This window comes from Streptomyces sp. NPDC055400 (assembly GCF_053644375.1).
The window spans coordinates 193,424-216,877 of the sequence record NZ_JBSHLM010000003.1 but is presented as its reverse complement, the minus strand read 5'-3'; the positions used below and the strand labels follow the sequence as shown (position 1 = coordinate 216,877).

The 23,454-nt window shown below is 73.0% G+C and carries 25 protein-coding genes and 1 pseudogene; 12 read left to right on the top strand and 14 right to left on the bottom strand.

Going from position 1 to position 23,454, the window contains the following annotated elements:
- Positions 1–88: 88 nt before the first annotated feature.
- The 3 genes from ACWIGU_RS09115 to ACWIGU_RS09105 all read right to left on the bottom strand — a co-directional run bounded on the left by ACWIGU_RS09115 (position 89) and on the right by ACWIGU_RS09105 (position 4,428).
- Positions 89–916, bottom strand: a complete 828-nt coding sequence (locus tag ACWIGU_RS09115; protein ID WP_454398975.1) for an SURF1 family protein — start codon at positions 914–916, stop codon at positions 89–91.
- Between the two features lie 156 nt (positions 917–1,072).
- Complete coding sequence (locus ACWIGU_RS09110; RefSeq protein WP_454398973.1) at positions 1,073–2,887, bottom strand: prolyl oligopeptidase family serine peptidase; 1,815 nt, start codon at positions 2,885–2,887, stop codon at positions 1,073–1,075.
- An 86-nt stretch (positions 2,888–2,973) separates the two neighbouring features.
- Positions 2,974–4,428 (bottom strand): helix-turn-helix domain-containing protein, encoded by a 1,455-nt coding sequence (locus tag ACWIGU_RS09105; RefSeq protein WP_454398971.1) that lies wholly within the window; start codon positions 4,426–4,428, stop codon positions 2,974–2,976.
- Positions 4,429–4,606: 178 nt separating this feature from the next.
- Here ACWIGU_RS09105 and ACWIGU_RS09100 point away from each other — a divergent pair, with 178 nt between their 5' ends.
- Positions 4,607–6,007, top strand: a complete 1,401-nt coding sequence (locus tag ACWIGU_RS09100; RefSeq protein WP_454398969.1) for a M64 family metallopeptidase — start codon at positions 4,607–4,609, stop codon at positions 6,005–6,007.
- Positions 6,008–6,034: 27 nt separating this feature from the next.
- Here the strand turns inward: ACWIGU_RS09100 and ACWIGU_RS09095 are convergent, their stop codons facing one another.
- Positions 6,035–6,973, bottom strand: a complete 939-nt coding sequence (locus ACWIGU_RS09095) for a M56 family metallopeptidase (protein ID WP_454398967.1) — start codon at positions 6,971–6,973, stop codon at positions 6,035–6,037.
- A complete protein-coding gene (locus ACWIGU_RS09090) occupies positions 6,970–7,389 on the bottom strand; it encodes a BlaI/MecI/CopY family transcriptional regulator (RefSeq protein WP_454398965.1) in 420 nt (139 codons plus the stop codon). Before ACWIGU_RS09090 ends, ACWIGU_RS09095 begins: the two co-directional genes overlap by 4 nt.
- Before the next feature lie 132 nt (positions 7,390–7,521).
- On the opposite strand from ACWIGU_RS09090, the gene ACWIGU_RS09085 reads away from it, so the two are divergent.
- The 4 genes and pseudogenes from ACWIGU_RS09085 (at position 7,522) to ACWIGU_RS09070 (ending at position 9,885) form a co-directional block, all read left to right on the top strand.
- Entirely contained in the window at positions 7,522–8,199 is a 678-nt protein-coding gene (locus ACWIGU_RS09085) for a DedA family protein (protein WP_454398963.1), read from the top strand.
- Positions 8,196–8,804 carry a phosphatase PAP2 family protein gene (locus tag ACWIGU_RS09080; protein WP_454398961.1) on the top strand — a complete coding sequence of 203 codons (609 nt, stop codon included), beginning with the start codon at positions 8,196–8,198 and terminating at the stop codon, positions 8,802–8,804. The genes ACWIGU_RS09085 and ACWIGU_RS09080 overlap by 4 nt, the downstream gene beginning before the upstream one ends.
- Before the next feature lie 231 nt (positions 8,805–9,035).
- Positions 9,036–9,514, top strand: a pseudogene (locus tag ACWIGU_RS09075) (SpoIIE family protein phosphatase); the annotation flags it as partial.
- 86 nt (positions 9,515–9,600) lie between these two features.
- Positions 9,601–9,885: a chaplin gene (locus ACWIGU_RS09070; protein ID WP_454398959.1), complete on the top strand. Its 285-nt coding sequence runs from the start codon at positions 9,601–9,603 to the stop codon at positions 9,883–9,885.
- A gap of 102 nt (positions 9,886–9,987) precedes the next feature.
- Here ACWIGU_RS09070 and ACWIGU_RS09065 read toward each other — a convergent pair whose 3' ends face one another.
- From ACWIGU_RS09065 to ACWIGU_RS09025, 9 genes are all read right to left on the bottom strand, one after another.
- Positions 9,988–10,845, bottom strand: coding sequence for a tyrosinase family protein (locus tag ACWIGU_RS09065; RefSeq protein WP_454398957.1), 858 nt, complete (start codon positions 10,843–10,845; stop codon positions 9,988–9,990).
- A gap of 38 nt (positions 10,846–10,883) precedes the next feature.
- Complete coding sequence (locus ACWIGU_RS09060; RefSeq protein WP_454398955.1) at positions 10,884–11,318, bottom strand: tyrosinase family oxidase copper chaperone; 435 nt, start codon at positions 11,316–11,318, stop codon at positions 10,884–10,886.
- Positions 11,319–11,376: 58 nt separating this feature from the next.
- On the bottom strand, positions 11,377–11,883 hold the full coding sequence (locus ACWIGU_RS09055) for a hypothetical protein (RefSeq protein ID WP_454398953.1): 507 nt from the start codon (positions 11,881–11,883) through the stop codon (positions 11,377–11,379).
- 112 nt (positions 11,884–11,995) lie between these two features.
- Positions 11,996–12,634 (bottom strand): vitamin K epoxide reductase family protein, encoded by a 639-nt coding sequence (locus ACWIGU_RS09050; RefSeq protein WP_454399656.1) that lies wholly within the window; start codon positions 12,632–12,634, stop codon positions 11,996–11,998.
- 54 nt (positions 12,635–12,688) lie between these two features.
- Positions 12,689–13,189 carry a DUF5949 family protein gene (locus ACWIGU_RS09045; protein ID WP_454398951.1) on the bottom strand — a complete coding sequence of 167 codons (501 nt, stop codon included), beginning with the start codon at positions 13,187–13,189 and terminating at the stop codon, positions 12,689–12,691.
- 192 nt (positions 13,190–13,381) lie between these two features.
- Positions 13,382–13,639, bottom strand: coding sequence for a chaplin (locus ACWIGU_RS09040; RefSeq protein ID WP_454398949.1), 258 nt, complete (start codon positions 13,637–13,639; stop codon positions 13,382–13,384).
- Between the two features lie 83 nt (positions 13,640–13,722).
- A complete protein-coding gene (locus ACWIGU_RS09035) occupies positions 13,723–14,007 on the bottom strand; it encodes a hypothetical protein (protein ID WP_454399654.1) in 285 nt (94 codons plus the stop codon).
- A 268-nt stretch (positions 14,008–14,275) separates the two neighbouring features.
- A complete protein-coding gene (locus ACWIGU_RS09030) occupies positions 14,276–14,941 on the bottom strand; it encodes a hypothetical protein (RefSeq protein WP_454398947.1) in 666 nt (221 codons plus the stop codon).
- A 231-nt stretch (positions 14,942–15,172) separates the two neighbouring features.
- Positions 15,173–15,415, bottom strand: a complete 243-nt coding sequence (locus ACWIGU_RS09025) for a chaplin (protein WP_454398945.1) — start codon at positions 15,413–15,415, stop codon at positions 15,173–15,175.
- 258 nt (positions 15,416–15,673) lie between these two features.
- Between ACWIGU_RS09025 and ACWIGU_RS09020 the strand changes: the two genes are divergently transcribed.
- Genes ACWIGU_RS09020 through ACWIGU_RS08990 form a run of 7 tightly spaced genes read left to right on the top strand, consistent with a single transcriptional unit; the run spans position 15,674 to position 23,447 of the window.
- A complete protein-coding gene (locus ACWIGU_RS09020; RefSeq protein WP_454398943.1) occupies positions 15,674–15,796 on the top strand; it encodes a hypothetical protein in 123 nt (40 codons plus the stop codon).
- Positions 15,797–15,831: 35 nt separating this feature from the next.
- Entirely contained in the window at positions 15,832–16,965 is a 1,134-nt protein-coding gene (locus tag ACWIGU_RS09015; protein ID WP_454398941.1) for a glycosyltransferase, read from the top strand.
- Positions 16,962–18,434 carry an exopolysaccharide biosynthesis polyprenyl glycosylphosphotransferase gene (locus ACWIGU_RS09010; RefSeq protein WP_454398939.1) on the top strand — a complete coding sequence of 491 codons (1,473 nt, stop codon included), beginning with the start codon at positions 16,962–16,964 and terminating at the stop codon, positions 18,432–18,434. Before ACWIGU_RS09015 ends, ACWIGU_RS09010 begins: the two co-directional genes overlap by 4 nt.
- 4 nt (positions 18,435–18,438) lie before the next feature.
- Positions 18,439–19,818, top strand: a complete 1,380-nt coding sequence (locus tag ACWIGU_RS09005; protein WP_454398937.1) for an O-antigen ligase family protein — start codon at positions 18,439–18,441, stop codon at positions 19,816–19,818.
- A complete protein-coding gene (gene murJ, locus ACWIGU_RS09000; RefSeq protein WP_454398935.1) occupies positions 19,815–21,491 on the top strand; it encodes a murein biosynthesis integral membrane protein MurJ in 1,677 nt (558 codons plus the stop codon). The genes ACWIGU_RS09005 and murJ overlap by 4 nt, the downstream gene beginning before the upstream one ends.
- Positions 21,481–22,308 (top strand): polysaccharide deacetylase family protein, encoded by an 828-nt coding sequence (locus ACWIGU_RS08995; protein ID WP_454398933.1) that lies wholly within the window; start codon positions 21,481–21,483, stop codon positions 22,306–22,308. Before murJ ends, ACWIGU_RS08995 begins: the two co-directional genes overlap by 11 nt.
- Positions 22,305–23,447, top strand: coding sequence for a glycosyltransferase (locus ACWIGU_RS08990; RefSeq protein ID WP_454398931.1), 1,143 nt, complete (start codon positions 22,305–22,307; stop codon positions 23,445–23,447). Before ACWIGU_RS08995 ends, ACWIGU_RS08990 begins: the two co-directional genes overlap by 4 nt.
- Positions 23,448–23,454 lie beyond the last annotated feature (7 nt).

Below are 23,454 nucleotides of genomic sequence, written 5' to 3'. Positions count from 1 at the left end.
GAGCCGTCTCAGGGGGAGCGGCGGGGCGGAACCCGGCCTCGCCGGGGGCGCCCCGCACTCGCACTCGCCTCGCGCCGGAGGTGCCGGACTAGCCTCGGGCCGCTTCGGGGCTCGCGGGCTCCGGGGAGTCTGCCGCGTCCGGAGCGTCATCCGATTCCGTGAGCCCCAGGGCGGCGTCCCGCGCGAACTCCGCCTCGCGGCGCAGCAGGCGGAACCACATGAAGACCACGAAGCCCGCGAAGACGAACCACTCGCCGGTGTAGCCCAGGTTCTGGAACGCCTTCAGGTCGAGGCCACTGCCCTGCGGCGCCGTCGCCGGTACCGCCGTCATCCCCGAGTCCGCCTTGTCGAGCGTGACCCACGCGTCGTAGACGTCGTACGGGACGAGGTTCACCAGGGACGCCGCGCTGATCGCGCCGAGCTGCCCGGCCGGCAGGCCCCCCGCGGCGGGCGCCCCGCCCGAGCCGGGGCTCTCGGAGGCCTGGAGCGCTCCCGTGACGGTGACTTCGCCCCGGGGCGCGGCGGGAGCCTTCGCGGCGCCCGCCGCACCGGGCACCCAGCCGCGTACGACGGGCAGCGCCCGGCCGGCGCCCTCCTCCGTGCGCAGCAGCGTCACCACGTAGAAGCCGGTCCTGCCGTCGAGTTCACGGTCGGGGACCAGGAGCTGCTTGCCGTAGTGCCCGGTCGCGGAGGCCCGCTTGCCGGACGTCTTCTGGTCCACGGGCAGCAGGGAGTCGAGCGGCCGGGGCGCGGCCTTCTCGTTCGCCGTCGACTGTGCCGAGGCGTCCTTGTGGCCCTGCACCCGGTCCTCGAAGCGGCCGAGCTGCCAGGAGCCCATGAAGACGCAGAAGGGGATGGCGAGCGCGACGAACACGTTGATCCCCCACCACCGGGGGGTCAGGAGGAACCGGTACACCCTCCCCACGGTACGGCTCCCGCGCGGGGACCCGGGCCGCGGGGTGGGCCCGGCCCTCAGGACCACCCACCCCGGGACCCGTGGCCTCGCGTCCCCTGCCCGCCCGCCCCGCGCGAGAGCGGCGCCGTGCCCGCCCCCCGCGCGGGAGCGTCGCCGTCAGGTCAGATGCCGCGCCGCGAAGTCCAGCTCCAGCCGCACCTGCTTGATCCGCTCCTCCACGACGAGCGAGCCGTGCCCCGCGTCGTACCGGTACACCTCGTGCGTCGCGCCGCGTGCCGCGAGCCGGTCCACATAGTTGTCGATCTGGCGGATCGGGCACCGCGGGTCGTTGACCCCCGCCGAGATGTAGACCGGGGCCTTCACCTCGTCCACGTACGTCAGCGGGGACGAGGCGGTGAAGCGGTCGGGGACCTCTTCCGGGGTGCCGCCGAACAGCGTGCGGTCCAGCGCCTTGAGGGCCTCCATCTCGTCGTGGTACGCCGTGACGTAGTCCGCGACGGGCACGGCCGCGAGGCCCACCGCCCAGACGTCCGGCTGGGTGCCGACGCCGAGGAGCGTGAGGTATCCGCCCCACGAGCCGCCCGCGAGGACGAGCCGGTCCGGGTCGGCGAGCCCGGACGACACGGCCCACTCGCGGACCGCCGAGACGTCCTCCAGCTCGATGAGGCCGACGCGGTGCTTGAGCGCGTCCGTCCACTCGCGCCCGTATCCGGTCGAGCCCCGGTAGTTGACCCGGACCACCGCGTACCCGTGGTCCACCCAGGCCGCGGGTCCGGCCGCGAACGAGTCGCTGTCGTGCCAGGTCGGCCCCCCGTGCACCTCGAACACCGTGGGCAGCGGCCCCGTCGTCCCCGCCGGCTTCTGTACGAGGGCGTGGATGCGGCCGCCGGGCCCCTCGACCCACACGTCCTCCACCGGCACCGACGCCGGCGCCTTGAGCCCCGGCGGATCGAGGACCACGCCGCCCGACGTGGACCGGACGACCGACGGCTCGGCCGCCGAGGACCACAGGTACTCCACGCTGCCGTCGGGCCGCGCCGTCGCGCCCGACACCGAGCCCGGCGGCGTCTCGACGCGGGTCAGCGCGCCCGAGCCGACCTCGTACCGCCACAGGTCGCTGCGGGCCTCGAAGCTGTGCGCGACCAGAAGGGCGGAGCCGTCCGGATACCACTCGGCGGAGACGTCACCGGGCAGGTCGAGGGCGAGGTCGGTCTCCTCGCCCGACGCCACGTCCCACACCATCGGTTCCCAGCGTCCGCGCCGCTGATGCCCGACGAGGAGCCGGGTGTCCCCGTCGACCGGAGCGAAGCCGAGGACCTCCAGGCCCAGCTCCCGCGTGCCGCCCTCGGTGTCGTCGAGCTCGGCGACCGTCGTCCCGTCGGGCCGCACCACACGCAGCGCCGAGTGCATGGCGTCCCCGTGCTCCGTGTGCTCGATGGCGATGAGGGTGCCGTCGTGCGAGAGGTCACCGACGCCGGCCGATTCGCGGTGCCGGTAGATCTCCTGGGGCGCGCCGCCGTCGCGGACGACATGGATCGTCGTGCCGTCCTCGTCCGTGGAGCGGCCCACGACCGCCGTCGAGCCGTCCCTCCCGATGGCCAGGCCCGCCGGGTACGAGGCTTCGAGCCCGTCCACCGCGGGGACGTCGTCGCCCCCGCCGAAGGGCTGGCGCAGCCACACCCCGAACTCGTCGCCGTCCTTGTCGCTGAACCACCAGATCCACTCGCCGTCGGGGGACAGGACGCCGTCCGTCGTCCCGTTCGGCCGGTCCGTCGCTCTGCGCTGCTCGCCCGTCGCCCGGTCCCACGCGTACAGCTCGTACGTCCCCGTCGCGTTCGACACGAACAGGGAGCGGTCCGGCGCGTCCTCCGCCCAGTCGGGCAGGGACACCCGCGGCGCACGGAAGCGCTTCTCCCAGTCCGGCATGGATCCGCCGCCCGCCCCCTGAGGGGCCCCGTTGCTCTCAGTCATGGCCCCATAGTGCCTCCACCGGCCGACAATCCGCTGGCGAGGTTCCCCAGCCTGTGGATAACTCCGGCCTGTGGGCGGCTCCCCGGTCACACGGGCGGCTCGGCGGGGGCCGGGCCGAGGGTGGTGGTGCCGGGCGCGGCGCGGTGTCCGAGGCCCGTGCGGTACGTGTCGAGGGCGGCGTCGATACGGCCCGTGCGGCGGTAGAGGTCGCCGAGCAGGCGGCACAGGTCGGCCAGGTCGCCCGCCGCGCCGGCGCGTTCGAGCAGGCTCAGTGCGGTGACGTAGTGCTCCTCCGCGGCCTCGGCCGCCGCCGTGTCCTGTGGGTCGCCCGCGGCCCCCGACTCCTCCGCGATGATGCCGAGCAGCCGGTGCGCGCCCGCCGCGTGGACGGCGCCGCGCTCCGGATTCAGGTCGCCGAGCAGGGCCCTCAGCAGCGCGGCCGCCTCGTCGCTGCTGCCCCTGCGGCGCAGCACGTCGGCCAGCTCCACCTCGACCTGCGTCGTGTAGAGCACCGCCCGCTTGGCCGACAGCATGTCGCGCGCGGTTCTCAACTCCCTTTCCGCGTCGGCGAGCCGGCCGTCCTGCGCGTGCACATAGCCACGCATCCAGTGGCAGTGGGCGAGTTCGGTGCGGATCTGGAGCCGCTGGTACAGCTCGGCGGCCTTGCTCAGGGAGGCGTCGGCCTCCGCGGCGCGGCCCTCGGCGAGGAGCGTACGGGCCACCGAGCGGTGCATCTTGGCGACGAGTACGGGGTCCCCGGCCTGCGGGGCCAGTGAGAGCGCCAGCTCGGCGGCCTGCGCGGCGCGCGCGTGGGCGCCCATGTCCATGTACGGGGCGATGGTCGCGGTGTAGAGCAGCAGCAGGGCGTCCGGGTCGTGCAGGCCGCTGGTGTTCAGCTCGTCGAGCGCGGACTCCAGGAGGTAGCACGCGTACCGCAGCTCTCCGGAGAGGTAGTGCGCGAGGGCACGCGCGCGTACGACGGGGGCGCGCTGAGGCAGTGGTGCGCCTACGGCGACGAGCAGCGCCTCGGCGTCCTCGAAGTGCCGGTGGGCGTCGGGGAGTTCGCCGGTCTCCAGGGCGCACTCGCCGAGGCCGAGTTCGGCGGCGGCCTGTTCGACGGGGAGGCCGAGCCGCTCGGCCTCGGCGCGCAGCTTCTCGTAGAGGACGGCGGCCTCCTCGGCGGCGCCCGTGGTGAGCCCGCGCTGGGCCTCGGTGAGGCGCAGGCGCAGCCGGGTGGCGAGGTGGGCGGGCTGCCCCGTCGTGAGCTCCTCGTAGGTCACGCCGAGGCGCTCGGCGACATGTCGCAGGGCGGCCTCGGAGGGGCGGACGCGGCCCGCTTCCAGGGTGGAGATGTAGGCGGGCGTGTAGGCGGGCTCGGCGACCTGACGCTGGGTCAACCCGCGTTCCGTACGCAGACGGAGGACGCGACGGCCGATGGGTTCGTCGGCAGGTTCGGCAGGCTCGGCGTCCGGTACGGGGCCGGGTTCCCCCTCCGGTATGGAGCCGGGGCCGCCCGCCTCCGGGGTGCTGTCGTGCGTCATCGTGCGGCGCGCCGCCCTTCCTGTCCCGCTCCGTGGTTCCGCACCCGCAACTGTCCTTCGCCGCAGGGCACTTGAGTCTTACCCCTTGTCAGCCGTCACGCCACCCCCTAGGTTGATCGATCGATTAAGTCTGATTAACCCAGCGCTTATGTCTCCTACTTGAGTACCCGAGGTCCTCGTGCCGATACCCAAGTCCCCGCGCCGTCCCCTGCCCGCCGCGCTCCTGGCCGGCGTTCTCGCGGCCGCCGCCCTCGGTGGCGCGGGCCTCGCCGGTCGCGCCGACGCCGCCGAAGCCGCGGGCGGGCCCGGCGAGGGGACCCGTACGGTCGAGTACTTCGCCGACTCCCACGGAGAGGGCCGGCACGTCCGGGTCCCCGCCGACGTACCGGCGAAGATCCGCAGGGAGAAGGGCGCGCCCGCGACGTCCGCGCCGGACGGAGAGGTCACCCCGCTGCAGAAGACGGGCCCTTCCGAGGGCCGCCTGGACCTCGTGATCATGGGCGACGGGTACACGGCGGACCAGCAGGAGGAGTTCAAGCAGGACGCCGAGTCCAAGCTCGCGTCGGTCTTCGCGATCGAGCCGTACAAGAGCTACAAGGGCCTCTTCAACTTCTGGCTCGTCAACGCGGTCTCGAACGAATCGGGTGTCTCCGGGGACCCCACCCGGGACGTCGTCAAGGACACCGCGCTCAGTAGTTACTTCTTCTGCGACGACGTCGAGCGGCTGCTGTGCATCGACGAGAAGAAGGTCGACTCGTACGCACAGCAGGCCCCGGACTCCGACATCGTCTTCGTCGTTTCGAACGCCACGAAGTACGGCGGCGCCGGTTACAGCGGCGTCCGGTCGACGGCCGGGCACACCGGCATCGCCACGATGTCCTCCGACAACGACCGCTCGTACCTGATCGGCGCCCACGAACTGGGCCACTCCATAGGCCTGCTGGCCGACGAGTACCAGTACGACGGCTACGGCAGGTACCCCGGCGCGGAGCCGGTGGAGCCCAACACCAGCATCCTGACGGCGGACGGCATGTCCGGCGCCAAGGCCAAGTGGTACCGCTGGCTCGGCGAGAGCGACCCTTCCCCAAGCTCTCGGCTTCGCTCGAGCAGGGGAGGCCCCAATGGCGGGACCGTGGGCACGTACGAGGGCGGCGGCTACTACGAGTACGGGATCTACCGCCCCACCCAGAACTCGATCATGCGCGCCCTGGACACCGAGCAGTTCAACCTCGTCGGCCGCGAGGCGATGATCGCCGGCTTCTACCGCGACGCCGATGTGCTCACGGCCCGCACCCCCACCACCCGCACCCTGCGCCCCCAGGACCACATCCGCGTGGACCTGGCGCCGCTCGCCAAGGGCCTGTCCGACGTGCGCGTGCACTGGTCCGTCGACGGGGTCGGGGTCGAGGTGCGCCGCGCCGCCGCCGAGCACGCCGTCACCGGCAAGGAGCTCGGCGCGCGCAAGGGCACGCACACCGTCACCGCGACCGCCGTCGACAGCAGCGCGTCGCTGCGGGACCCGGCGGCGATCCGGGCGGCGTCCAACAGCGTCAGCTGGACGGTGAAGACGGGCAGGTGAGGGGCCACGCGCGCGAGGAGACCGGGTTCAGCGGCCGGTCTCTCCCTGGGCGACCTCCACGCCCGCGTGCAGGTCGTGAGCCGCGTCGGCGACCGCGCCGGCCGAGAGCGCCGCGCACACCAGGAGCGCGCCGGCCAGCGCGCGCCGCAGCGCCTTGCGCGGGCGGGCCGCCGTGGCGCTCGTGGTCAGCAGGGCGTTGACGCGTCGCGGCACCGGCCCCGCCGTGACGGCGAGCGCCGTACGGGGACGTGATCCGGCCCCCGGGAAGCGGGCCGCGGCGAGGGCGGCCCGGCCGACCGCGCGCGCGGTGAGCGCCCGGTCGCCCGTCGCGGTGGCGGCGGACTCGTCCGCCCAGCGCTCAAGCGCGTAGGCAAGGGGTTCGCGCAGACCGCGCAGCATCGGGTGCAGGGTGACGGCCAGTTCGGCCGCCGCGAGGAACAGGTGGTGGCGGCCCGCGAGGTGGGCGCGCTCGTGCGCGAAGAGCACCTCGCGCTCCCGCGCGTCGAGGGACCGCAGCATCCCCGTCGTCACGACGATCCGGCCGGGGCGGCCCGGAAGGGCGTAGGCGTACGGGAGTTCGTCCGGCCGCACGGAGAGTTCGTCGGCGCCGGCGGACCCGGCGCGGGCCGCCCGCATCTCGCGCCGCTGCCGCAGCCCCGTACGGAGCAGCGCGAACGCGCCCGCAGCCAGCGCGAGCGCGGCGAGGACCGACGCGGGAACGAGCACCGGGGAGCCGTCGCCGAGGAGGGGTGGCGACAGACGCCCGAGGGCGGCCACGGGAGGCAGCCGCAGCGCCCCGGCGGAGGCGAGGAGCCCGAGCGAGGCCGTGCTGGACCCGGCGAGGACGACGGAGGCGCCCGCCAAAGTCCACGCCGCCGCGCGGGGCGGCAGCCACTCGGCGGCGCGCCGCGCGGCGGGCACGGCGAGCAGCGGCATGAGCAGCGGGATCCAGACGGCGAAGATCATCGGCCGGTACCTCCGCGGTCGCCGCTTCCTGTGCCGCCCCCGATATCACTGTCGCCGCCGTCGTCGAGCAGCGCGCGCAGCATCTGCTCGTCCTCGCTGCTCAGCGCGGAGACGAAACGGGCCAGGACCGTGCCGCGGTCCTCGTCCTTGTCGAGTTCGGCGTGCATACGGCGGGCCGTGAGCCCGTGCGCGTCCTGCGCGGGCCGGTACGCGTAGCCGCGGCCCGCCCGGTCCCGGGTGACCGTCCCCTTGGCGTAGAGCCGGGTCAGGATCGTGGTCACGGTGGTGCGGGCCAGGCCGTCGGCGAGCGCCCGCTGCACCTCGCCGGGGGTGAGCGGCGTCTCGGCGGCCCAGAGCGCGGCCAGGACGCTCGCCTCCAGCTCGCCCGCGGGACGCCGTTCCTGCTCCTCGGCCATGGGAACGATCCTCCGCTCTTCTTCGTCTACAGTTGAGTAGACCGTCTACACGACTGTAGTCGCATGGTCGGCGCGCCCCCTCGCGGGCCGCCGTCCAGCCCATTATGAGACGACTGAGAGAGGAGCGGCTCCATGGCCGTAGACCCCCTCGCCGCCGCGCAAGCGGTGAACGTGCTGGACGCGGGCTCCCTCCTGTCCGCCTTCGGCGCCCTCGGCGTGGCCGTCGTCCTGTTCGCGGAGACCGGACTGCTCGTCGGGTTCTTCCTGCCGGGCGACTCGTTGCTCTTCACGGCCGGCCTGCTCTGCGCGGGCGGCGCGCACGGGCCCGTCCACCTCTCGCTGCCGCAGGTCCTGGCCGCCGCCCTCGTGGGCGCGCTGGCCGGAGCGCAGGCCGGGTACTGGATCGGGCGGCGCGGCGGCCGCGCCCTCCTGGCCCGCAGCAGAGCCAAGCGGCTGCACGAGGGGGCGGCCCGCGCCGAGGAGCTCCTGGAGCGGTACGGCCACGCCAAGGCAATCGTCCTGGCGCGCTTCGTCCCCGTCGTCCGTACCGTGCTCAACCCGCTGGCCGGAGCGCTCGGGGTGCCGGCGCGGGTCTTCACGGTGTGGCAGGTCGTCGGCGGCCTCGTCTGGACGGTCGGCCTGGTCCTCGCGGGGTACGGACTCGGCTCGTCGGTGCCGAACGTCGACCGTTACCTCCTGCCGATCGTCGCCCTCGTCGTCATCGTCTCCCTGATCCCGCTGGTCCTGGAGGTGGGGCGCTCCCGCGCCCGGTCACGCGAGCGCCGTGCCGCGCAGGAGGGCACGTCATGACGGCACCCCTCGCCTTCGGTGGCGCGTCCGTGGACGGTGCTCTCTACACGTGGGTGACCGACCTGGCGCACAGCACTCCGCACGCGGTGAACGCCATCGTGTCCGCCTGGTCGGACTACGGGCTCGCGCTCTTCGCCGTACTGATGATCACGGCCTGGTGGCGCGCGAGAGGCGAGGGCGGCGTCCGGATGGCCTGGGCCCTCGCGTCCCCGGTCGTCGTCGTGGCCGCCTACGCCGTGAACTCCGTACTCAAGTCGGTCGTCGACGAACAGCGCCCGTGCCGCACGCTCCACACCGCCACGGTGGAGGCGTGCCCGGCGCTCGGGGACTGGTCGTTCCCCAGCAACCACGCGGTGATCGCCGCCGCGGCGGCCGTCGCGCTGCTGCTCGCCGACCGCCGCATCGGCCTGATCGCGGTACCGGCGGCGGTCCTCATGGGCGCCTCCCGGGTGTGGATCGGCGCGCACTACCCGCACGACGTCGCGGTGGGTCTGGCCGTGGGCGCCACCCTGGCCCTCCTGCTCACCCCGCTCGCGACCCGGGCCGCCCCACTGGTGGACCGCCTGAGAACGTCGCGTCTACGGCCACTGGTCTCGACGCAGTGATGGAACGGGAGAGCGGCGCCCCATGCCCGCCGGACACCCCCTAGGGCCGGGACACGGCGAACGCCGCCCTCGGATGCTGCTCCGGCGGAGTCACTCCCCGGCGACCTCGATCCGCCCGTTGTTCTCCGCGCCGACAGCGGAACCGACAGCAGAACCGGTCGCGGCCACCGGAGCAGGCACCTGCCCCTTCGCCGAAGCCCCGGCACCCGTCGCCCCCGAGGTGAGCCCCACCTGGAGCGCGCCGTCGACCGGGACCTGCACGGCGAGAAGTTCGTGACCGTGCTGCTCGCCGAGGTCACGGGCGGCGGCAGGGAGGTGACGTTCCTGAACTTCGGGCCACCGGCCCCCATGCTCGTACGCCCCGACGGTTCGGCCCACTTCCCGCGCCCGCCGCAGTACGCGCTGCCACTCGGCCTCGGCGTGCACGGCACGGACGGGCCTGAGCCGTACTGCGTCGGCTTCGCACCCCGGCGACCAGATCCTCTCCTGTACACCGACGGCGTCTCGGAGGCGCGGGACCCGCTCGGTGACCGGGCCTCGCTCCTCAAGGCCCCGACCCGGAAGCCGCCCTCAAGACGCTGCGCGCCGACCTGGTCCACCATGCGCCGCGCCCCCGTTCGTGCCCCCGGCCCCGCAATAATTCGTGCCAAGAATTACCTGCGATTTCCGGCTCATGCAGCCGTGGTATCGGAATTCCCACCTGCTGTTAAGACCGTTACCTGGACGGGGTGAATCCGTTGAACCGGTATGCGGACGCGACCTTGCGGCCGTATGTGTCCAGTAAAAGGAGAACGTGATGTCTCGCATCGCGAAGGCCGCCGCTATCGCGCTCGGCACCGGCGCCGTGGTGATCAGCGGTGCCGGCCTGGCCATGGCCGACGCCGGCGCCCACGGTCACGCTCACGGTTCGCCCGGCATCGTCTCGGGCAACGTGGTCCAGGCCCCGATCCACGTCCCGATCAACGTCTGCGGCAACACCGTGAGCGTCATCGGCCTGCTGAACCCGGCCGCCGGCAACGCCTGTGTCAACCAGGACAGCCACGACGGCGACAAGGGTGGCGACTACGGTTACGGCGACTGACTGACCTGACAAAGGGCCCCGGCGCAGCTGCGCGGGGGCCTTTTCCATGGGCGTAAGTACTTGTTACTTGTTCTCAGCGTGCAGTCCCGGCATTCCAGTGTCCTACGCGTAGCGGTACAGATTCCCGTGCTTGACGAGGGAGCGCGGCTTCACGTTCCAGGGCGGCATCGGCTGGTCGCCCGCCACCACACGCTCCGTTCCCGACGCCTTCCTGGCCGGCAGAAAGGCGGCCGAGTGCGGGTGCCGCCCCTGCCAGCGCGACCAGAGCAGGTCGACGAAGGAGTGGTGGAGCCAGAAGACCGGGTCGTTCACGGAGGCGGCGCCGAGCATGTGCCCACCGACCCAGCGGTGCACCCGGTTGTGGTTACGGAACCTGCTGTTGCCCACCCCTGACGTCCAGCCCTCGAGCTTGTTGCGGAATCCTTGCGAGGACGTCGAGTTCCACGGGGCGGAGTCGTACAGCGAGTCCCGCATCGCCCAGTCCAGTTCGTCCTTGGTGGGCAGCCCGATCGGGTCGCGGGGGCGGCCGAACTCACGGGTCAGGAACTCGCCCTCCGTCACCGATTCCTTGATGGTCCATTGGCCGCCCCCGTACGCGAACGGACCCGTCATCACCCGCCGGTCGGCACGGCGGCCGTTCCCGCCGAGGAACCCCTCGCCCCACAGTGACGAGTTCGGGGAGCGGTCCACCGTCCAGTCCCAGTAGGGGACGGAGACCCCGGGATCGATCCGCTGCAGAGCCCGTTCGAACTCGAGCAGGAAACGGCGGTGCCAGGGCAGCAACGTCGGCGCCATGTGTGCCACCGGATGCCCGCTGCCCCCGTCACCGACGTAGAACTCCACGTGCATACGCACGAATTCGTCGTACTGTCCCTTGCGCTTGAGCGCGAGCACCGCGGACACGAACCGCTTCTTCTGTGCCGCGGTGAGCGCGCTCTGGTTCTGCCGCGTGTAGACCAACGCCGCCCCCTCCTTCGTCTCTCGGTGTGCCGCCGCACTCAGAGCGCGTCGCGGCGCAGCACCTGCTCACCGAGTTCGTCCACGGCCCCCCTGGCCGCGGCCAGGGGGGTGGGGAACGACTGGTAGTGGTCGACCATGCTCAGGTAGCCGCCGTCGGCGCGGGGCATCAGATGCAGTGGCCGGCCGTCGATCGTGACGTCCCAGGGCCCGGCGCCGTGAGCGGCCTGCTCGCTCATCGTGGTGTTCCCCCGCGCCCCGCGGATGTGGCGGCCGCGGTAGGTCTCCTCGAAGTCCTCGCCGGCCGCGCCCTTCATGTCGTCGCGCGGCTCGCGGAAGGCCCGTCCGACGAGGGCGGCGGCCGGCACCACGGCGGCGGCCAGCGCGACGCCGACCACCCGCCGCACCACGGTCCGGCGGGTGACGACCCCACGGCCGGCGGGGCCGAGTCCAACGGGCGACGTCGTGACGTCCACTGGCGTCTCCTTCTGCAACCTCTGGGCCTGCGCGGGGCTCACATGACGACGGCGTCCGTCACGCGAGGCCGAGGACCGCTCCCGGCGTCGTCTGCAGGAGCGGAGTGCCGAGCGCGGCATCCGGCAGCGCCGCGTCCGGCAGTCCGAACCGGTCGGCCCGCGGGCCGGTCAGCGGCGGGTTCACCGATGCTCCGGGTGTGGCCGTGTGCACGTCGGACCCCGGGGTGGACAGGCCCACGTGATCGATCTTGTGGTCCCCCGTCGCCTCGGACAGCGGCGCCACGACGTGGGTGTCGGGCAGCTCGCTGCTGAGCGGAACCGCCGGAAGGAGCGGCTCGGGCAGCATCTTCCCGGTGGCGAACCGCGGGACGTCGGGCCTGCCGGGCATCAGGATCGGCACCCCGGTCGACAGCTCGGGCGCCTTCACGTGCAGCGCGTTCTCCACGCCATTCAGCGGAACGGCTACGGGGACCTGATCACCCGCGGCGGCGGGAGCGGCCCCCGCGCCCGCGGCAGCGAGGCAGCCGGCCAGTACGGCGAGTGTCCCTCGGGTAGTTGACTTCATGTCTGACACGGATCCTTTCGGGCTTCGCGGTACTTGTCACCGCGAAAGGAGTAACGAGCCGACGGGTGACATCAGTGCAAACTTCCCCCAGCCGGCGCAATCGGCTGATGTTTCAGCTGGTCCAGAAGTCCCACCAACGGGTGAGGACGAACATTCCGATGATTCCGACGTGCAGGACCGGCAGCACCCACGTGAACTCACCGAAGAAGGAGCGCAGCCAGGGCGGGGCGGGCAGGAACCCCTTGCGCACGTTGAACGACGTCACGTACCAGAACATGAGGATCGTGGCGACCCAGGCCAGAGAACACCACAGACACAGCGCGTTGATCCGGTACAGCGACTGGAACTGGAGCCAGGTGCAGAACCCGACGCCGAACAGCGTGCCCGCGTTGAGCGTCAGCCAGTACCAGCGCGGAAAGCGGGCCCGCCCCAGCAGGCTCATCCCGACACCGATCACCACCGCGTAGGCCGCGAGTCCCAGCATCGGGTTCGGGAACCCGAACACCGAGGCCTGCGCGCTCTTCATGACGCTTCCGCAGGACACCACCGGATTCAGGCTGCAACCCGGCGTGAAATTCGGGTCCTTCAGCAGTTCGAACTCGTCGAGGGTGATGACCCATGCCGCGAGCAGCCCCGCCACACCGGTGATCACCAGAAGCAGGGCGAGCCCGAGAGAAGCACCTGCGGGGGCGGCTTCCGGGTCGTCGACAGGCCGACGACCACGGTGAGTCGGCCCCGACTGCCGCGGCATCCTGGCCGGGCCTGCCTCGTTCCTCGTGGTTCCCATCGGGCGGCTCCTTACTTGTCAGGCGCGCAGCTTGCGTACGGGGAGCAGGCAGTGCGCCGCGCCGGTCAGTGTCGCCTCGTCCATCGCGAACGAGACGAGGTCCGCCTCGGAGACCGGGCTGCCGGGCACCGCCGTCGCCCAGGGGCGGGTGGTGAACACGAAGTAGGCATAACCCCGTTCGGCCGCAGCGGCGAGCCACTCGGGGGGTGCGATGCTCTGGGCGTTGAGGTACGGCATGCTGACGACGGCCTGGCCGGCCACGACGAGCAGCGAGACGGGGAAACTCGGCTTGCGCGTGGCGTCCACGACCTCGCCGACGGGCAGGCCGGTGTTCTCCAGCAGGACTCGCACGGCTTCGGTCGTTGCCTCCTGTCCGCCCGCGCCGTCCCCGAGGGAGTAGGCCAGCAGGAAGGGGATGTCCCCTGCCTCGTCCGGGTGTTGGCCGCTCCATGCGATGACGGAGAGGGTGCCCAGGTCGATGGCGCGGAAGTCGCGGTTCGCAGTCGGCGTTGAAGTCACCACGGCAGACTAGTCACGCTCGCCGGGCGGCCCGCCGACGTTTCACCCGCTTGGGGGAACGCCGCCCACTCGAACGGGAAAACGGGGCCGGCCGGACAGGCCAAGAGGCCGGTCCGGATCGCTCGACGCGGTGGGACCAGCCTCTTGTCGGCCGGGGGCCGGTGCGCGCGCGGGGCGCGTGAAGGGGGGGTGTCAGCTGTTCTCGGCGGTGGTGCCGAAGGCCCCGTTGAGGCCAGCGATGCCGTTGACGGTGTTGCCCCCGACGTTGAGCGGGACGTGGATGGGCACCTGGACGACGTTGCCCGAGCCGACGCCGGGCGAACCGACAGCCGCGCCCTTGGCGCCGGCGCCGTCGACGCCGCCGTCGTGGGCGAAGGCGCTGCCCGAGGCGGCGCCCGCCGCGAGACCGGCGACGGCCATGAGCAGGGCAGCCCTCTTGGCAGAGTTCATTGCTGAGACCTTCCCAATAGGAGTTTTTGCAGCTTATTTACCGGTTTGTGCAGCAGGTGGCCGGAACACACCCGCGCGGACCGCTACTTGCCGAGGGGAAGGCCGCCGAGGAGTCCGGCCGGGGCGCCGGCACCGGCGTCGTTGAGCTTGTCCGTCGTGTTCCGCACGGCGTTGAGGGCCGAACCGCCGTGCTCGGTGTCGAGCATGTCGGTGCGCAGCGGCTGGGTGCCGAGGGCCGCCTGGCTGCTGAGGGTGCCGCTCCCGCCGTTGAGGCTCGTCGGCGTGAGGTCGGAGGCGAAGGCGGGTGCGGCCGCACCCGCGATGACCATGGATCCGGCGACGACGGCGGCGGCCTTCAGGGGCTTCATCATGTTCCTTCCTCGGGGTGACGATTTGTCACCAGCGACGGAATATCCAACGAGCGTTCCCGGCAGCGGAAACTCTGAGGTCAGGGGATTTGCCGAACCCACTCGAATGAAGGGCCGTGGAATTCTCATATGAGATTTAGGAAGAGGTGAATTGTCGGCGCTGGGCGCCCGATCAGGTACGACCGGGACATGAAAAGCCCGCCGCACCGGTGGAATACCGGCGCGACGGGTGGGCGGGGGCGCCCGATTCGCCACGGGCGCGCCCCCGTCAGTGGGGCAGAGCGAGGGCCTGGGGGAGCGCCGCCGGCGTCTTCGGGAGCGTGGAGGGGGAGGTCGAGGTGGACGGGAGGGTGGGGAGCGGCAGCTTGGGCAGGCCGGGCAGCGTGGGGGCGGGCAGCCCGCCGCCGAGCAGCGTGGCCGCGAGCAGGTTCACCAGGCCGGTGACCACGTTCGTGGCCGCCGTGGCCACGCCCGCGACGTCACCCGCCGTGGACGCCTTGAGCAGCGCGTCGACCGCGGTCTGGAGCGCGGTCAGGGCGTCGCCCTTCACGTCCGTCGGGGCCTTCGAGTCGTCAGAGGTGCCCGACTTCGGGGTCGTGGTGGTGGGTGCGGGGACAGTGGCCTTGGCGGCGTCGATGGCCGCCTTGATCGCGTCCGCGTGCTTCTGTGCCGCCTCGGCGGACAGCTTTCCGTCGTCGGCCTTGAGGACCTCGGTGAGCAGGTCCGTGACCGGCGTGATGACGGAGCTCATGCTGCCGAGTGCGCCGACCTGGCCCAGCAGCGCATCCGCTCCGGGAACCGGTGCGCGCAGTGCCTCGACGCTGCTGGAGCTTCCCGGGTCGCTTTCGGCGGCTATCGCGGGGGCGGCGGTGCCGAGGAGAATCGTCGCGCAAAGAGCGGTGGTAGCTATGCGCCGTACGGGCTGATGGGGCATGTTGTTCCCTTTCGGTGGCGTGTGTCCGATCTTGTAACCACCGTGGAATGGTCGGTCGCACTGCGCAACCGAACCGCGACACGCCGTGTGCCATCACCCTCGCCTCTCGGCGTGTCGTGCCAGGTGGGGGCTGTTCGGGGTGCCTGTGGGGCCCTCCCCCCATACGGCGCAACGCACGCAAGAACGGCCGCCCCGACAGGGGCGGCCGCGGAAGGGTCCGGGGGAACCGGATCAGTTGTAGTTGGCGCAGTGGTTGCCGAACGTCGGGTTCAGCAGGCCGATGACGGTAACCGTGTTGCCGCAGACGTTCACGGGAACGTGGATCGGAATCTGGACCACGTTGCCCGAGACGATGCCGGGGTTGCCGGCGGCGCCACCCTGCGCGCCACTGTCGGCGGCGGCGACGCCGGCGGTGCCGGCCAGGGCGGCGGCGGCAACGGTGGAAAGGGCAAAGGCCTTCGCGGTACGCGACATGGGGAAGTGCTCCTCGGTCGGTTGATACGTCTCCGGGGCAGGCGCCCGGTTCGTGGATCAACGCGCGCCACCCGTGCGGGGTTGCGCCCCCGATCGGGTGACTGCGGGGCGGGGGATTCACCTCTTTCACCATTCCGACACACATGTCCGGATTCGCAGATAAATGCTCATCTGTCGCTACAGTGACTCACCTCCCAGCTCGGTGAGGCGGGGCGCAGAAGTGGTTCCCATCAAATGTGAATTTCGCATCCTCATTCCGTGATTCAGAAGCTCTTTGTCCCTGAAAGGGAATTGGTCATGCGTCATCACCTGGGCTCGGTCCCGCGCCGCACGACGGTGGGCGTCTTCGCGCTCCTCGCAGCGGGCGACGCCAAGGCCTAGCGCGTTTCCCTCCTCCATGACCAAGGGAAACGCGCATGCAACTGACAGCCGCACCCCCCCGACCGCGTGTCCTCCACGTCACTCAGCCCGTCGACGGCGGAGTGGCCCGCGTCGTCCGTGATCTGACCGAGGCCCAGCTCTCCGCAGGCATGCGGATCAGTGTGGCCTGCCCGCCCGACGGGCCCTTGGCCGGGTCGCTGCGCCGTATCGGCTGTGACGTCCTGCCCTGGGAGGCGACCCGCTCTCCCGGGCCCGGCATCGCGCGCGAAGTACGCGGCCTGGCCCGGCTCGTGGCACAGGCGCGGCCGACCCTCGTCCACGCGCACAGCGCCAAGGCCGGACTCGCCGCGCGCCTCGCCGTCCGCGGTCGGGTGCCCACCGTGTTCCAGCCGCACGCCTGGTCCTTCGAGGCGGTCGACGGCGCCACCGCCCGGCTCGCCCTCGCCTGGGAGCGCAGGGGCGCGCGCTGGGCCTCCCGGGTCGTGTGCGTCAGCGAGGCGGAACGCGCGACGGGCGAGCGCGCCGGGATCACCGCGCGCTGGGACGTCATCCCCAACGGCGTGGACCTCACCCGCTTCGTGCCCGCGCCCGAACCGCGCGAGGCCACCGCCGATCCGCTGGTGGTCTGCGTCGGGCGCATCTGCAGGCAGAAGGGCCAGGACGTCCTGGTGCGCGCCTGGCCCCTCGTGCAGGAGAGGTTCCCGCGAGCCCGGCTCGTGCTGGTCGGGGACGGGCCCGACGTGACGGCGCTGCGCCGGCAGGCCACCGCCTCCGTGCGGTTCGTGGGTGCCGACGACCCCGTGCCCTGGTACCGGCAGGCCGACCTCGTGGTGCTGCCGTCCCGCTGGGAGGGCATGGCGCTCGCGCCCCTGGAGGCCATGGCCTGCGGGCGGCCCGTCGTCGTCACCGACGTGGACGGCGCCCGCGAGAGCCTGCCCGCCGGCCTCGCGTCGGACTGCCTCGTCCCGCCGGACGACCCCGCCGCGCTCGCCCGCGCCCTGACCGGTCTGCTGCGCGACCCCCACCGTCTCGGCGCGCTCGGCGGCCTCGCCCTCCAGCACGCGCGCACGCACCACGACGTGCGGCGCACCGCCGACGCGGTCGCAGACGTGTACCGCGAACTACTGGGCGCGGAGCCCACAGAGTGCAGGGAGCCCATCAACACGTGACCGCGGAACGTACCGTTGCCTCCCCCGCGGGGCAGCCACGCGCCACTGCGCCGAGCACCCTCACCGCCTCGGTCATCCCGCCGCGAGCCGAGGCGGGCGGCCGCCGGTCACCTGCGGGAAGGCGCCCCGCCGAGCGGCTCCCCTCCCGTACGCCCCTCCTCGCGGCGGACGGTACGGCCGCCGTGCTGAGCACCCTCGTGACCGCGCCGGTCCAGCACCACCCGCTGCTCGTGATCGCGCTGGCCGCCGGGGTCGCGGCGGCGAACGCGCGCGCGGGCCTCTACCGCGGCGACGCGCCCCGCCTCCTGCTCGACGACTGGCCCGCGATCGGCGGCCGCATCGCGGTGATCTGGTGCGCCATGGCGGCCGGGCTCGCCGGGTTCCCGCAGCTCGACCCGCTGCCCGCCGCCACGCTCGCGACGGGCGCCGCCCTGCACTGCCTCCTCGCGGGCGCGGGCCGCGGCCTCGTCTACTGGCGGCGCCGCGAGGCCGCCGCGCGCCGCCCCTGCCCGACCCTCCTCGTCGGCCCCGAGACCCTCGCCCGGCCGGTCGCCGCCGCCCTGCTGCGCCACCCGCGCTCGGGCGTACGCCCCGTCGGCATCCTGGCGGGCAAGGGGCCCGAACGCCCGCCCGACCACGACGGGCCCGACCTGCCTGTCCTCGGCACGGCCGACGAACTGCGCCGCGCGATCATCCAGAACGGGGTGCGGCGGGCGCTCCTCCTCGACGGCGCGGTGCCCGACCGGGCGGACTGGCTGGCGGTGCTCGGCGAATACGGCTGCGGCGTCTGGGAGTTCGACCTGTCGGCCGCCCCGTACCCGGCACGCTCCGGCGACACGGCCCGCCACCTCGCCGGGTTCCGCTACCGGCCGCGCCCGCCCGCCCGCCGCCGCGGCAGCGCCGGCAAGCGCGCGCTCGACCTCGTCGTCTCCGGCACCCTCCTCGTCCTGACCAGTCCGGTCCTGCTCGTGTGCGCCGTGTGGCTGCGCCTCGCCGAAGGGCCCGGCGTCGTCTTCCGGCAGGAGCGCGTCGGGAAGGGCGGGAAGCCCTTCACACTGCTGAAGTTCCGCACGCACCGCCCGAGCGACGCGATGGAGTCCGCCACCCGGTGGAGTGTCGCCGACGAGAAGCAGATGGCGCGGTTCTGCCGCTTCCTGCGGCGCACCTCCCTGGACGAGCTGCTCCAGCTGTGGAACGTGTTCCGCGGCGACATGAGCCTCGTCGGCCCGCGCCCCGAACGCCCTTATTTCGTCATGCAGTTCAGCCGGACCCACCCCGGATACGCCCAGCGGCACCGCATGCCGGCCGGGATCACCGGCCTCGCCCAGATCCACGGCCTGCGCGGCGACACCTCCATCGAGGACCGCGCCCGCTTCGACAACGCGTACATCGACAGCTGGTCGATGTGGCAGGACATCAGCATCCTGGTGCGCACCGCGGCCGCCCTCGTACGCTCCACGGGGAGTTGACCGCGTGACTGTCTCCCCCGCGGACGCCGGGCTGCGTACGGCTCCAGGCCCGACCGGTGGGCGCCCCGCCCCGGCCGCCGCGCTCGTCGCCGTCCTCGGCCGGTACGCGCCCGTGCTCCCCGTCGTCCTGATGGTCGCCGTGCTCGGCCTCCCGCTGACACCCGGCTCGGCGGGATCCGGCGGCGGCAGTCTCGCGGACGCGGTCTCCGGCCTGGTCGTCGCCGTGTGCGTGGCCGTCACCCTGCGCCGCGCCGAGCGCCCCCTGCCCCGTACCGCCGCGATCGTCCTCGGGATGCCCGTCGTCGGGATCGCCGTCGCCGCGGCGGGCGCCGACTCGCCGTCGACCGCGCTCGTCGGCATGGTCCGCTACTGCCAGATCTTCGTCCTCGTCCCCGTGTCCGTCCTCGTCCTGGTCCGCGACCGCCGCGACTTCCGGCTGCTCGCCCGGTCGTTCGTGGGGCTGGCCCTGTGGCAGGGCGGCATCGGCATCCAGCAGTACCTGACCGGGACCGGCGCGTCGTACATGGGCGAGGACATCCGCGCCGTCGGCACCTTCGGCCCCACGGACGTCATGGGAATGGCGACGGTGGTGTCGTACGGGCTCGTGGCCGCCGTCGGCCTGGCCCTCGGTGCCCGTACCGCCGCCCGCCGCACCCCCGCCCTGCTGTGCGCGCTCGCGCTGCTCCTGCCGCTCGCGCTCTCCTTCAGCCGGGGCGCGTGGATCGCGACCGTCGTGGCCTGCGGCGCGCAGGTGCTGCTCGCCGGGGTACGGCGCGCCGTCCGCCTGTTCGCCGTGACCGCCGCGGCCGCCGTCGTCCTGGTGGGCGGCTTCGGCGTCGGGACGCAGCTGCTCCAGGAGCGCATGAGCAGCATCACGCAGGTCGCCGACGCCCCCGACCAGTCCGTCACGGACCGGTACACGATGTGGGCCGCGGCGGTCGACATGTGGAGCGAGCACCCGGCGACGGGCGTCGGCCTCAAGGAGTTCCCCGCCCACCGCGACAGTCACGCCTCGCTCGCGCTCTCCTCGGGCAGCGACACGGCGGGCGCGGGCGCCGCGTTCAAGCGCCAGCCGCTGCTGTCCCCGCACAACATGTATCTGCTCGTCCTCGGTGAGCAGGGCCTGATCGGCCTGGTCGCCCTCGCGGGCGGCTGGATCGCCCTGCTGCTGCTCGCCCTGCGCCGCCTCGGCCGCGGTGCGCGCACCCGGCCGGACCCGGACTGCGGCCTCGTCGCGTGCGGCCTGCTCGGCTGGCAGCTCGTGGACTTCGTGTACGCCGACATCGGCGGTCCGTCGACCGTACTGACCGCCGTCGTCATCGGCCTCGCCGCCTGGTGGGGCCTGGCGCCGCAGGCGCTCCTGAAGGAGGCGGCGACGCCGTGACCATCCCCACCGCGGACGGCGACACTCGTACGGCGGCGGGCCTGCCCGCCCAGCTCAGGGCCGAGCCGGCCGCCCCCGAATCCCCCGGAGCGCAAAGCAGCCGCCTGGCGCGGGCCGCCCTGCTCACGGTCGTCCTCTCGGCCGCCGGGTCGGTCCTCGGTCTCGGCCGCGACCAGTCCCTCGCGCACCTCTTCGGCGCGGGCAGCGACACCGACGCGTTCCTGGTCGCGTGGACGGTCCCGGAGTTCGCCTCCACCCTCCTCATCGAGGACGGCCTGGCGTTCGTGCTCGTGCCCGCGTTCAGCGCGGCCGTCGCCCGCCGCGCGCAGGCCACAGGCACCGATCCCGTACGGTCCCTCGTCTCGTCGTCACTGCCCCGCTTCGGCCTCGCGTTCCTGGCCGCGGCCGTGCTGCTGATCGCGGGCGCGCCGTTCCTCGTACACGTCCTGGCACCCGGCCTGCCCGACCCCCGGCCGGCCGTCGACTGCACCCGGTTGACCGCCACGTGCGCGCTCACGTTCGGCCTGGCCGGATACTGCAGCGCGGCGCTGCGGGCCCACGGCTGCTATCTGCCACCGGCCGCGATCTATGTCGCGTACAACATCGGCATCATCGCGACGATGCTCGTGTGCGGGACGCGCTTCGGTGTGCGGTCCGCCGCGATGGGGGTGGCCGTCGGCGGCTGTCTGATGGTGGCTGTCCAACTGCCTGCTTTTCACCGGAGGTTGAACGCGGCGAAAGCGGCCGGGAAGCTCACGCACGAGGCCGGGGGCGAGCCCGGGGACGAGATCGCGGCCAAGGCCCGGGCCGTGCGCCTCGGGCTCATCGCCACCGTCCTGACCTTCGCCGTGTGCAAGCAGTCGCAGGTGTTCATCGAGCGCTTCCTCGCGTCGTCGCTCGCCGCGGGCTCCATCTCGCACCTGAACTACGCCCAGAAGGTGGCCCAGCTGCCGATGGCGTTCTCCCTGATGCTGTGCACCGTCACGTTCCCGGTGGTCGCGCAGGCCGTGGCGCGCGGCGACATCGCGGCGGCCCGCGCCCGCATCGAGCGCGACCTCGGCCTCGTCGCCTGCGTGGTCCTCGCCGGCGCCGCCGCGATCTTCGCCTGTGCCCCGCAGATCATCCAAGTCCTGTTCCAGCGCGGCGCGTTCACCGCCGCCGACACCGCCGCCACGGCCTCCGTCATGCGCGTCTACGCCCTCGGCCTCCTCGGCCACTCCATGGTGGGCGCCCTGGTCCGCTCCTACTTCTCGGCGGGCCGCCCCACCTGGTACCCGGTGGGCGCGATGGCCGTGGGCATGGCCGCCACCGCCGGCGTGGGCGCCCGGACGGTCGACCTGTGGGGCGTACGGGGCATCGCGGGCGCCAACGCCTTCGGGATCACCCTCACCGCCGTACTCCTCCTCGTCGCGATGGACCGGCGCGGCGTCCCCGTCGACGTCTCCAAGGTCCTGGCCGAGATGGGCAAGCCGCTGCTCGCCGCCGCGGGCGCGACGGTGGCGGGGCTGATGGCGGCGGCCTCCTTCACGTCGCCGCTCGCGGCGGGCGGGGCCGGGTGTCTCGCCGTGGCGGCCGTGTTCGTCGTCCTCCTGTGGGCGCTGAGGGCCGAGTCCCTCGCGCCCCTCGTTCCCGTTGTCCGCTCCGCGACCAGAAAGCTCCGGCATGCCCGTTGACGCAGGACGCACCGACGACACAGGACGCACCGGGACAAGAGCCGTTCCGCGCGCACGGCCGTCGCTCTCGGACCGCACCCGCCGGCTGTTCCCCGAGCCGCCGATGTGGGTCGCGATCTACCACTCCGTGGACGACTGCCGCGACGACCCGTACCGCGTCACCGTCTCCCCCGAGCGCCTCCAGGAACAGCTCCGCTGGCTGCGCAGGCGCGGGCTGCGCGGCGTGGGCGTGGCGGCACTCCTGGAAGCCCGCGCGCTCGGCACGGACCGCGGCCTGGTGGGGCTCACCTTCGACGACGGCTACTGCGACTTCGTCGACAACGCCTTGCCGCTGCTGCGCCACTACGGCTGCGGCGCGACCCTGTTCGTCCTGCCCGGCCGCCTCGACGGCGTCAACGAGTGGGACGCGCTGGGCCCGCGCAAGCCGCTCCTGTCCTCACGCGGCATCCGGACCGCCGCGTCCGCGGGCATCGAGATCGGCTCGCACGGCCTGACCCATGTCGACCTCACCCACGTCAGTGACCATGTCCTGCGCGCGGAGACCGAGGACAGCCGAAGACGCCTGGAGGAGCTCACCGGAGGCGAGGTCCCCGGTTTCTGCTACCCGTACGGCACCGTCGACCGCCGCGTCGCGGACGCCGTCCGCCGCGCCGGATACCGCTACGCCTGCGCCATCTCACCGGGCGACCTCACCGGCGACTTCGCCCTGCCGCGCGTCCACGTCGGGCAGGAGGACGCGGCCTGGCGCCTCGAACTGAAGCTGCGCCTGCACCGCCTGCGCCGCCGCCCGTCCACCGCGCCGGAGGCCCGTACATGAGAACCCTGCACGTCATCACCGGCCTCGGGACCGGGGGAGCCGAACAGCAGCTGCGGCTCCTGCTGCGCCATCTGCCCGTCCACAGCGACGTGGTGACCCTGACGAACCCGGGCGCCGTCGCCCGCGGCCTGACCGCCGACGGCGTCCGCGTCGTGAACCTCGGCATGACCGGGAACCGCGACCTGGGCGCCCTGCCCCGGCTCACCAGGTTCGTGCGCGAGGGCCACTACGACCTCGTGCACACCCACCTGTACCGCGCCTGCGTCTACGGCCGCTTCGCCGCGCGCCTCGCCGGGGTCCGGGCCGTGGTCGCCACCGAGCACTCGCTGGGGGAGAGCCGGATGGAGGGGCGCCCGCTGTCGGCCGGTGTCCGCGCCCTCTATCTGGCGGGCGAGCGGGTGGGGCGGGCCACTGTGGCCGTCTCCCCGTCGGTGGCCGAGCGCCTCGCGCGGTGGGGGGTGCCCCGGCACCGTATCCACGTCGTGCCCAACGGCATCGACGTCGACCGCTTCGCTCACGACCCGGCGCTGCGGGACGCCACCCGCCACATGCTCGGCCTGCACCGGGACGACTTCGTCATCGGCGGAGTCGGCCGCCTCGTCCCCGGCAAGCGCTTCGACGTCCTCGTACGGGCGCTGGCTCGACTGCCGGACTACGTAAGGCTTCTGCTCGTCGGGAACGGGCCCGAGGAGGAGCGGCTGCGGGGGCTCGCCCAGGAAGCGGGCGTCGTGCGCCGCGTCGTGTTCGCCGGGGAGCGCCCCTACGCCTCGCCGTCGGGCCGCGTCGGCGACCCCGATCTGCCGGCCCTCATGAGCGCGATGGACCTGCTCGGCTCCCCGTCGGACGGCGAGGCGTTCGGCCTCGCCGTCGTTGAGGCGCTCGCCTCCGGGCTGCCCGTCCTCTACGTCAGCTGCCCCGCGGTCGAGGACCTGCCGCCGCACCTGGAGTCCGCGGCCGTCCGCGTCCCCGGCGACGCGGAGTCGTTCGCACGGCAGGCGCTGCGGATCGTGGCGGCCCGGCCCTCCGGCCGCACCCCGTCCCCGGCGGCCCGCCACTACAGCATCGCCCGGACCGCCGAACAGCACCTGCGGCTGTACGAGGCGGCCCTGGGCGGTTCGGATTCGAGAGTTCGAGAGTGAGTAAGTG

Bases quoted from the DNA above. Each gene is read 5' to 3' on its own strand.
- ACWIGU_RS09055 (WP_454398953.1), bottom strand. From the start codon at position 11,883: ATGAAGTCAACTACCCGAGGGACACTCGCCGTACTGGCCGGCTGCCTC.
- ACWIGU_RS09090 (WP_454398965.1), bottom strand. From the start codon at position 7,389: ATGGCCGAGGAGCAGGAACGGCGTCCCGCGGGCGAGCTGGAGGCGAGC.
- ACWIGU_RS08990 (WP_454398931.1), top strand. From the start codon at position 22,305: ATGAGAACCCTGCACGTCATCACCGGCCTCGGGACCGGGGGAGCCGAA.
- ACWIGU_RS09040 (WP_454398949.1), bottom strand. From the start codon at position 13,639: ATGAACTCTGCCAAGAGGGCTGCCCTGCTCATGGCCGTCGCCGGTCTC.
- ACWIGU_RS09050 (WP_454399656.1), bottom strand. From the start codon at position 12,634: ATGCCGCGGCAGTCGGGGCCGACTCACCGTGGTCGTCGGCCTGTCGAC.
- ACWIGU_RS09070 (WP_454398959.1), top strand. From the start codon at position 9,601: ATGTCTCGCATCGCGAAGGCCGCCGCTATCGCGCTCGGCACCGGCGCC.
- ACWIGU_RS09105 (WP_454398971.1), bottom strand. From the start codon at position 4,428: ATGACGCACGACAGCACCCCGGAGGCGGGCGGCCCCGGCTCCATACCG.
- ACWIGU_RS08995 (WP_454398933.1), top strand. From the start codon at position 21,481: ATGCCCGTTGACGCAGGACGCACCGACGACACAGGACGCACCGGGACA.
- ACWIGU_RS09025 (WP_454398945.1), bottom strand. From the start codon at position 15,415: ATGTCGCGTACCGCGAAGGCCTTTGCCCTTTCCACCGTTGCCGCCGCC.
- ACWIGU_RS09035 (WP_454399654.1), bottom strand. From the start codon at position 14,007: ATGAAGCCCCTGAAGGCCGCCGCCGTCGTCGCCGGATCCATGGTCATC.
- ACWIGU_RS09080 (WP_454398961.1), top strand. From the start codon at position 8,196: ATGACGGCACCCCTCGCCTTCGGTGGCGCGTCCGTGGACGGTGCTCTC.
- ACWIGU_RS09085 (WP_454398963.1), top strand. From the start codon at position 7,522: ATGGCCGTAGACCCCCTCGCCGCCGCGCAAGCGGTGAACGTGCTGGAC.
- ACWIGU_RS09095 (WP_454398967.1), bottom strand. From the start codon at position 6,973: ATGATCTTCGCCGTCTGGATCCCGCTGCTCATGCCGCTGCTCGCCGTG.
- ACWIGU_RS09015 (WP_454398941.1), top strand. From the start codon at position 15,832: ATGCAACTGACAGCCGCACCCCCCCGACCGCGTGTCCTCCACGTCACT.
- ACWIGU_RS09030 (WP_454398947.1), bottom strand. From the start codon at position 14,941: ATGCCCCATCAGCCCGTACGGCGCATAGCTACCACCGCTCTTTGCGCG.
- ACWIGU_RS09110 (WP_454398973.1), bottom strand. From the start codon at position 2,887: ATGACTGAGAGCAACGGGGCCCCTCAGGGGGCGGGCGGCGGATCCATG.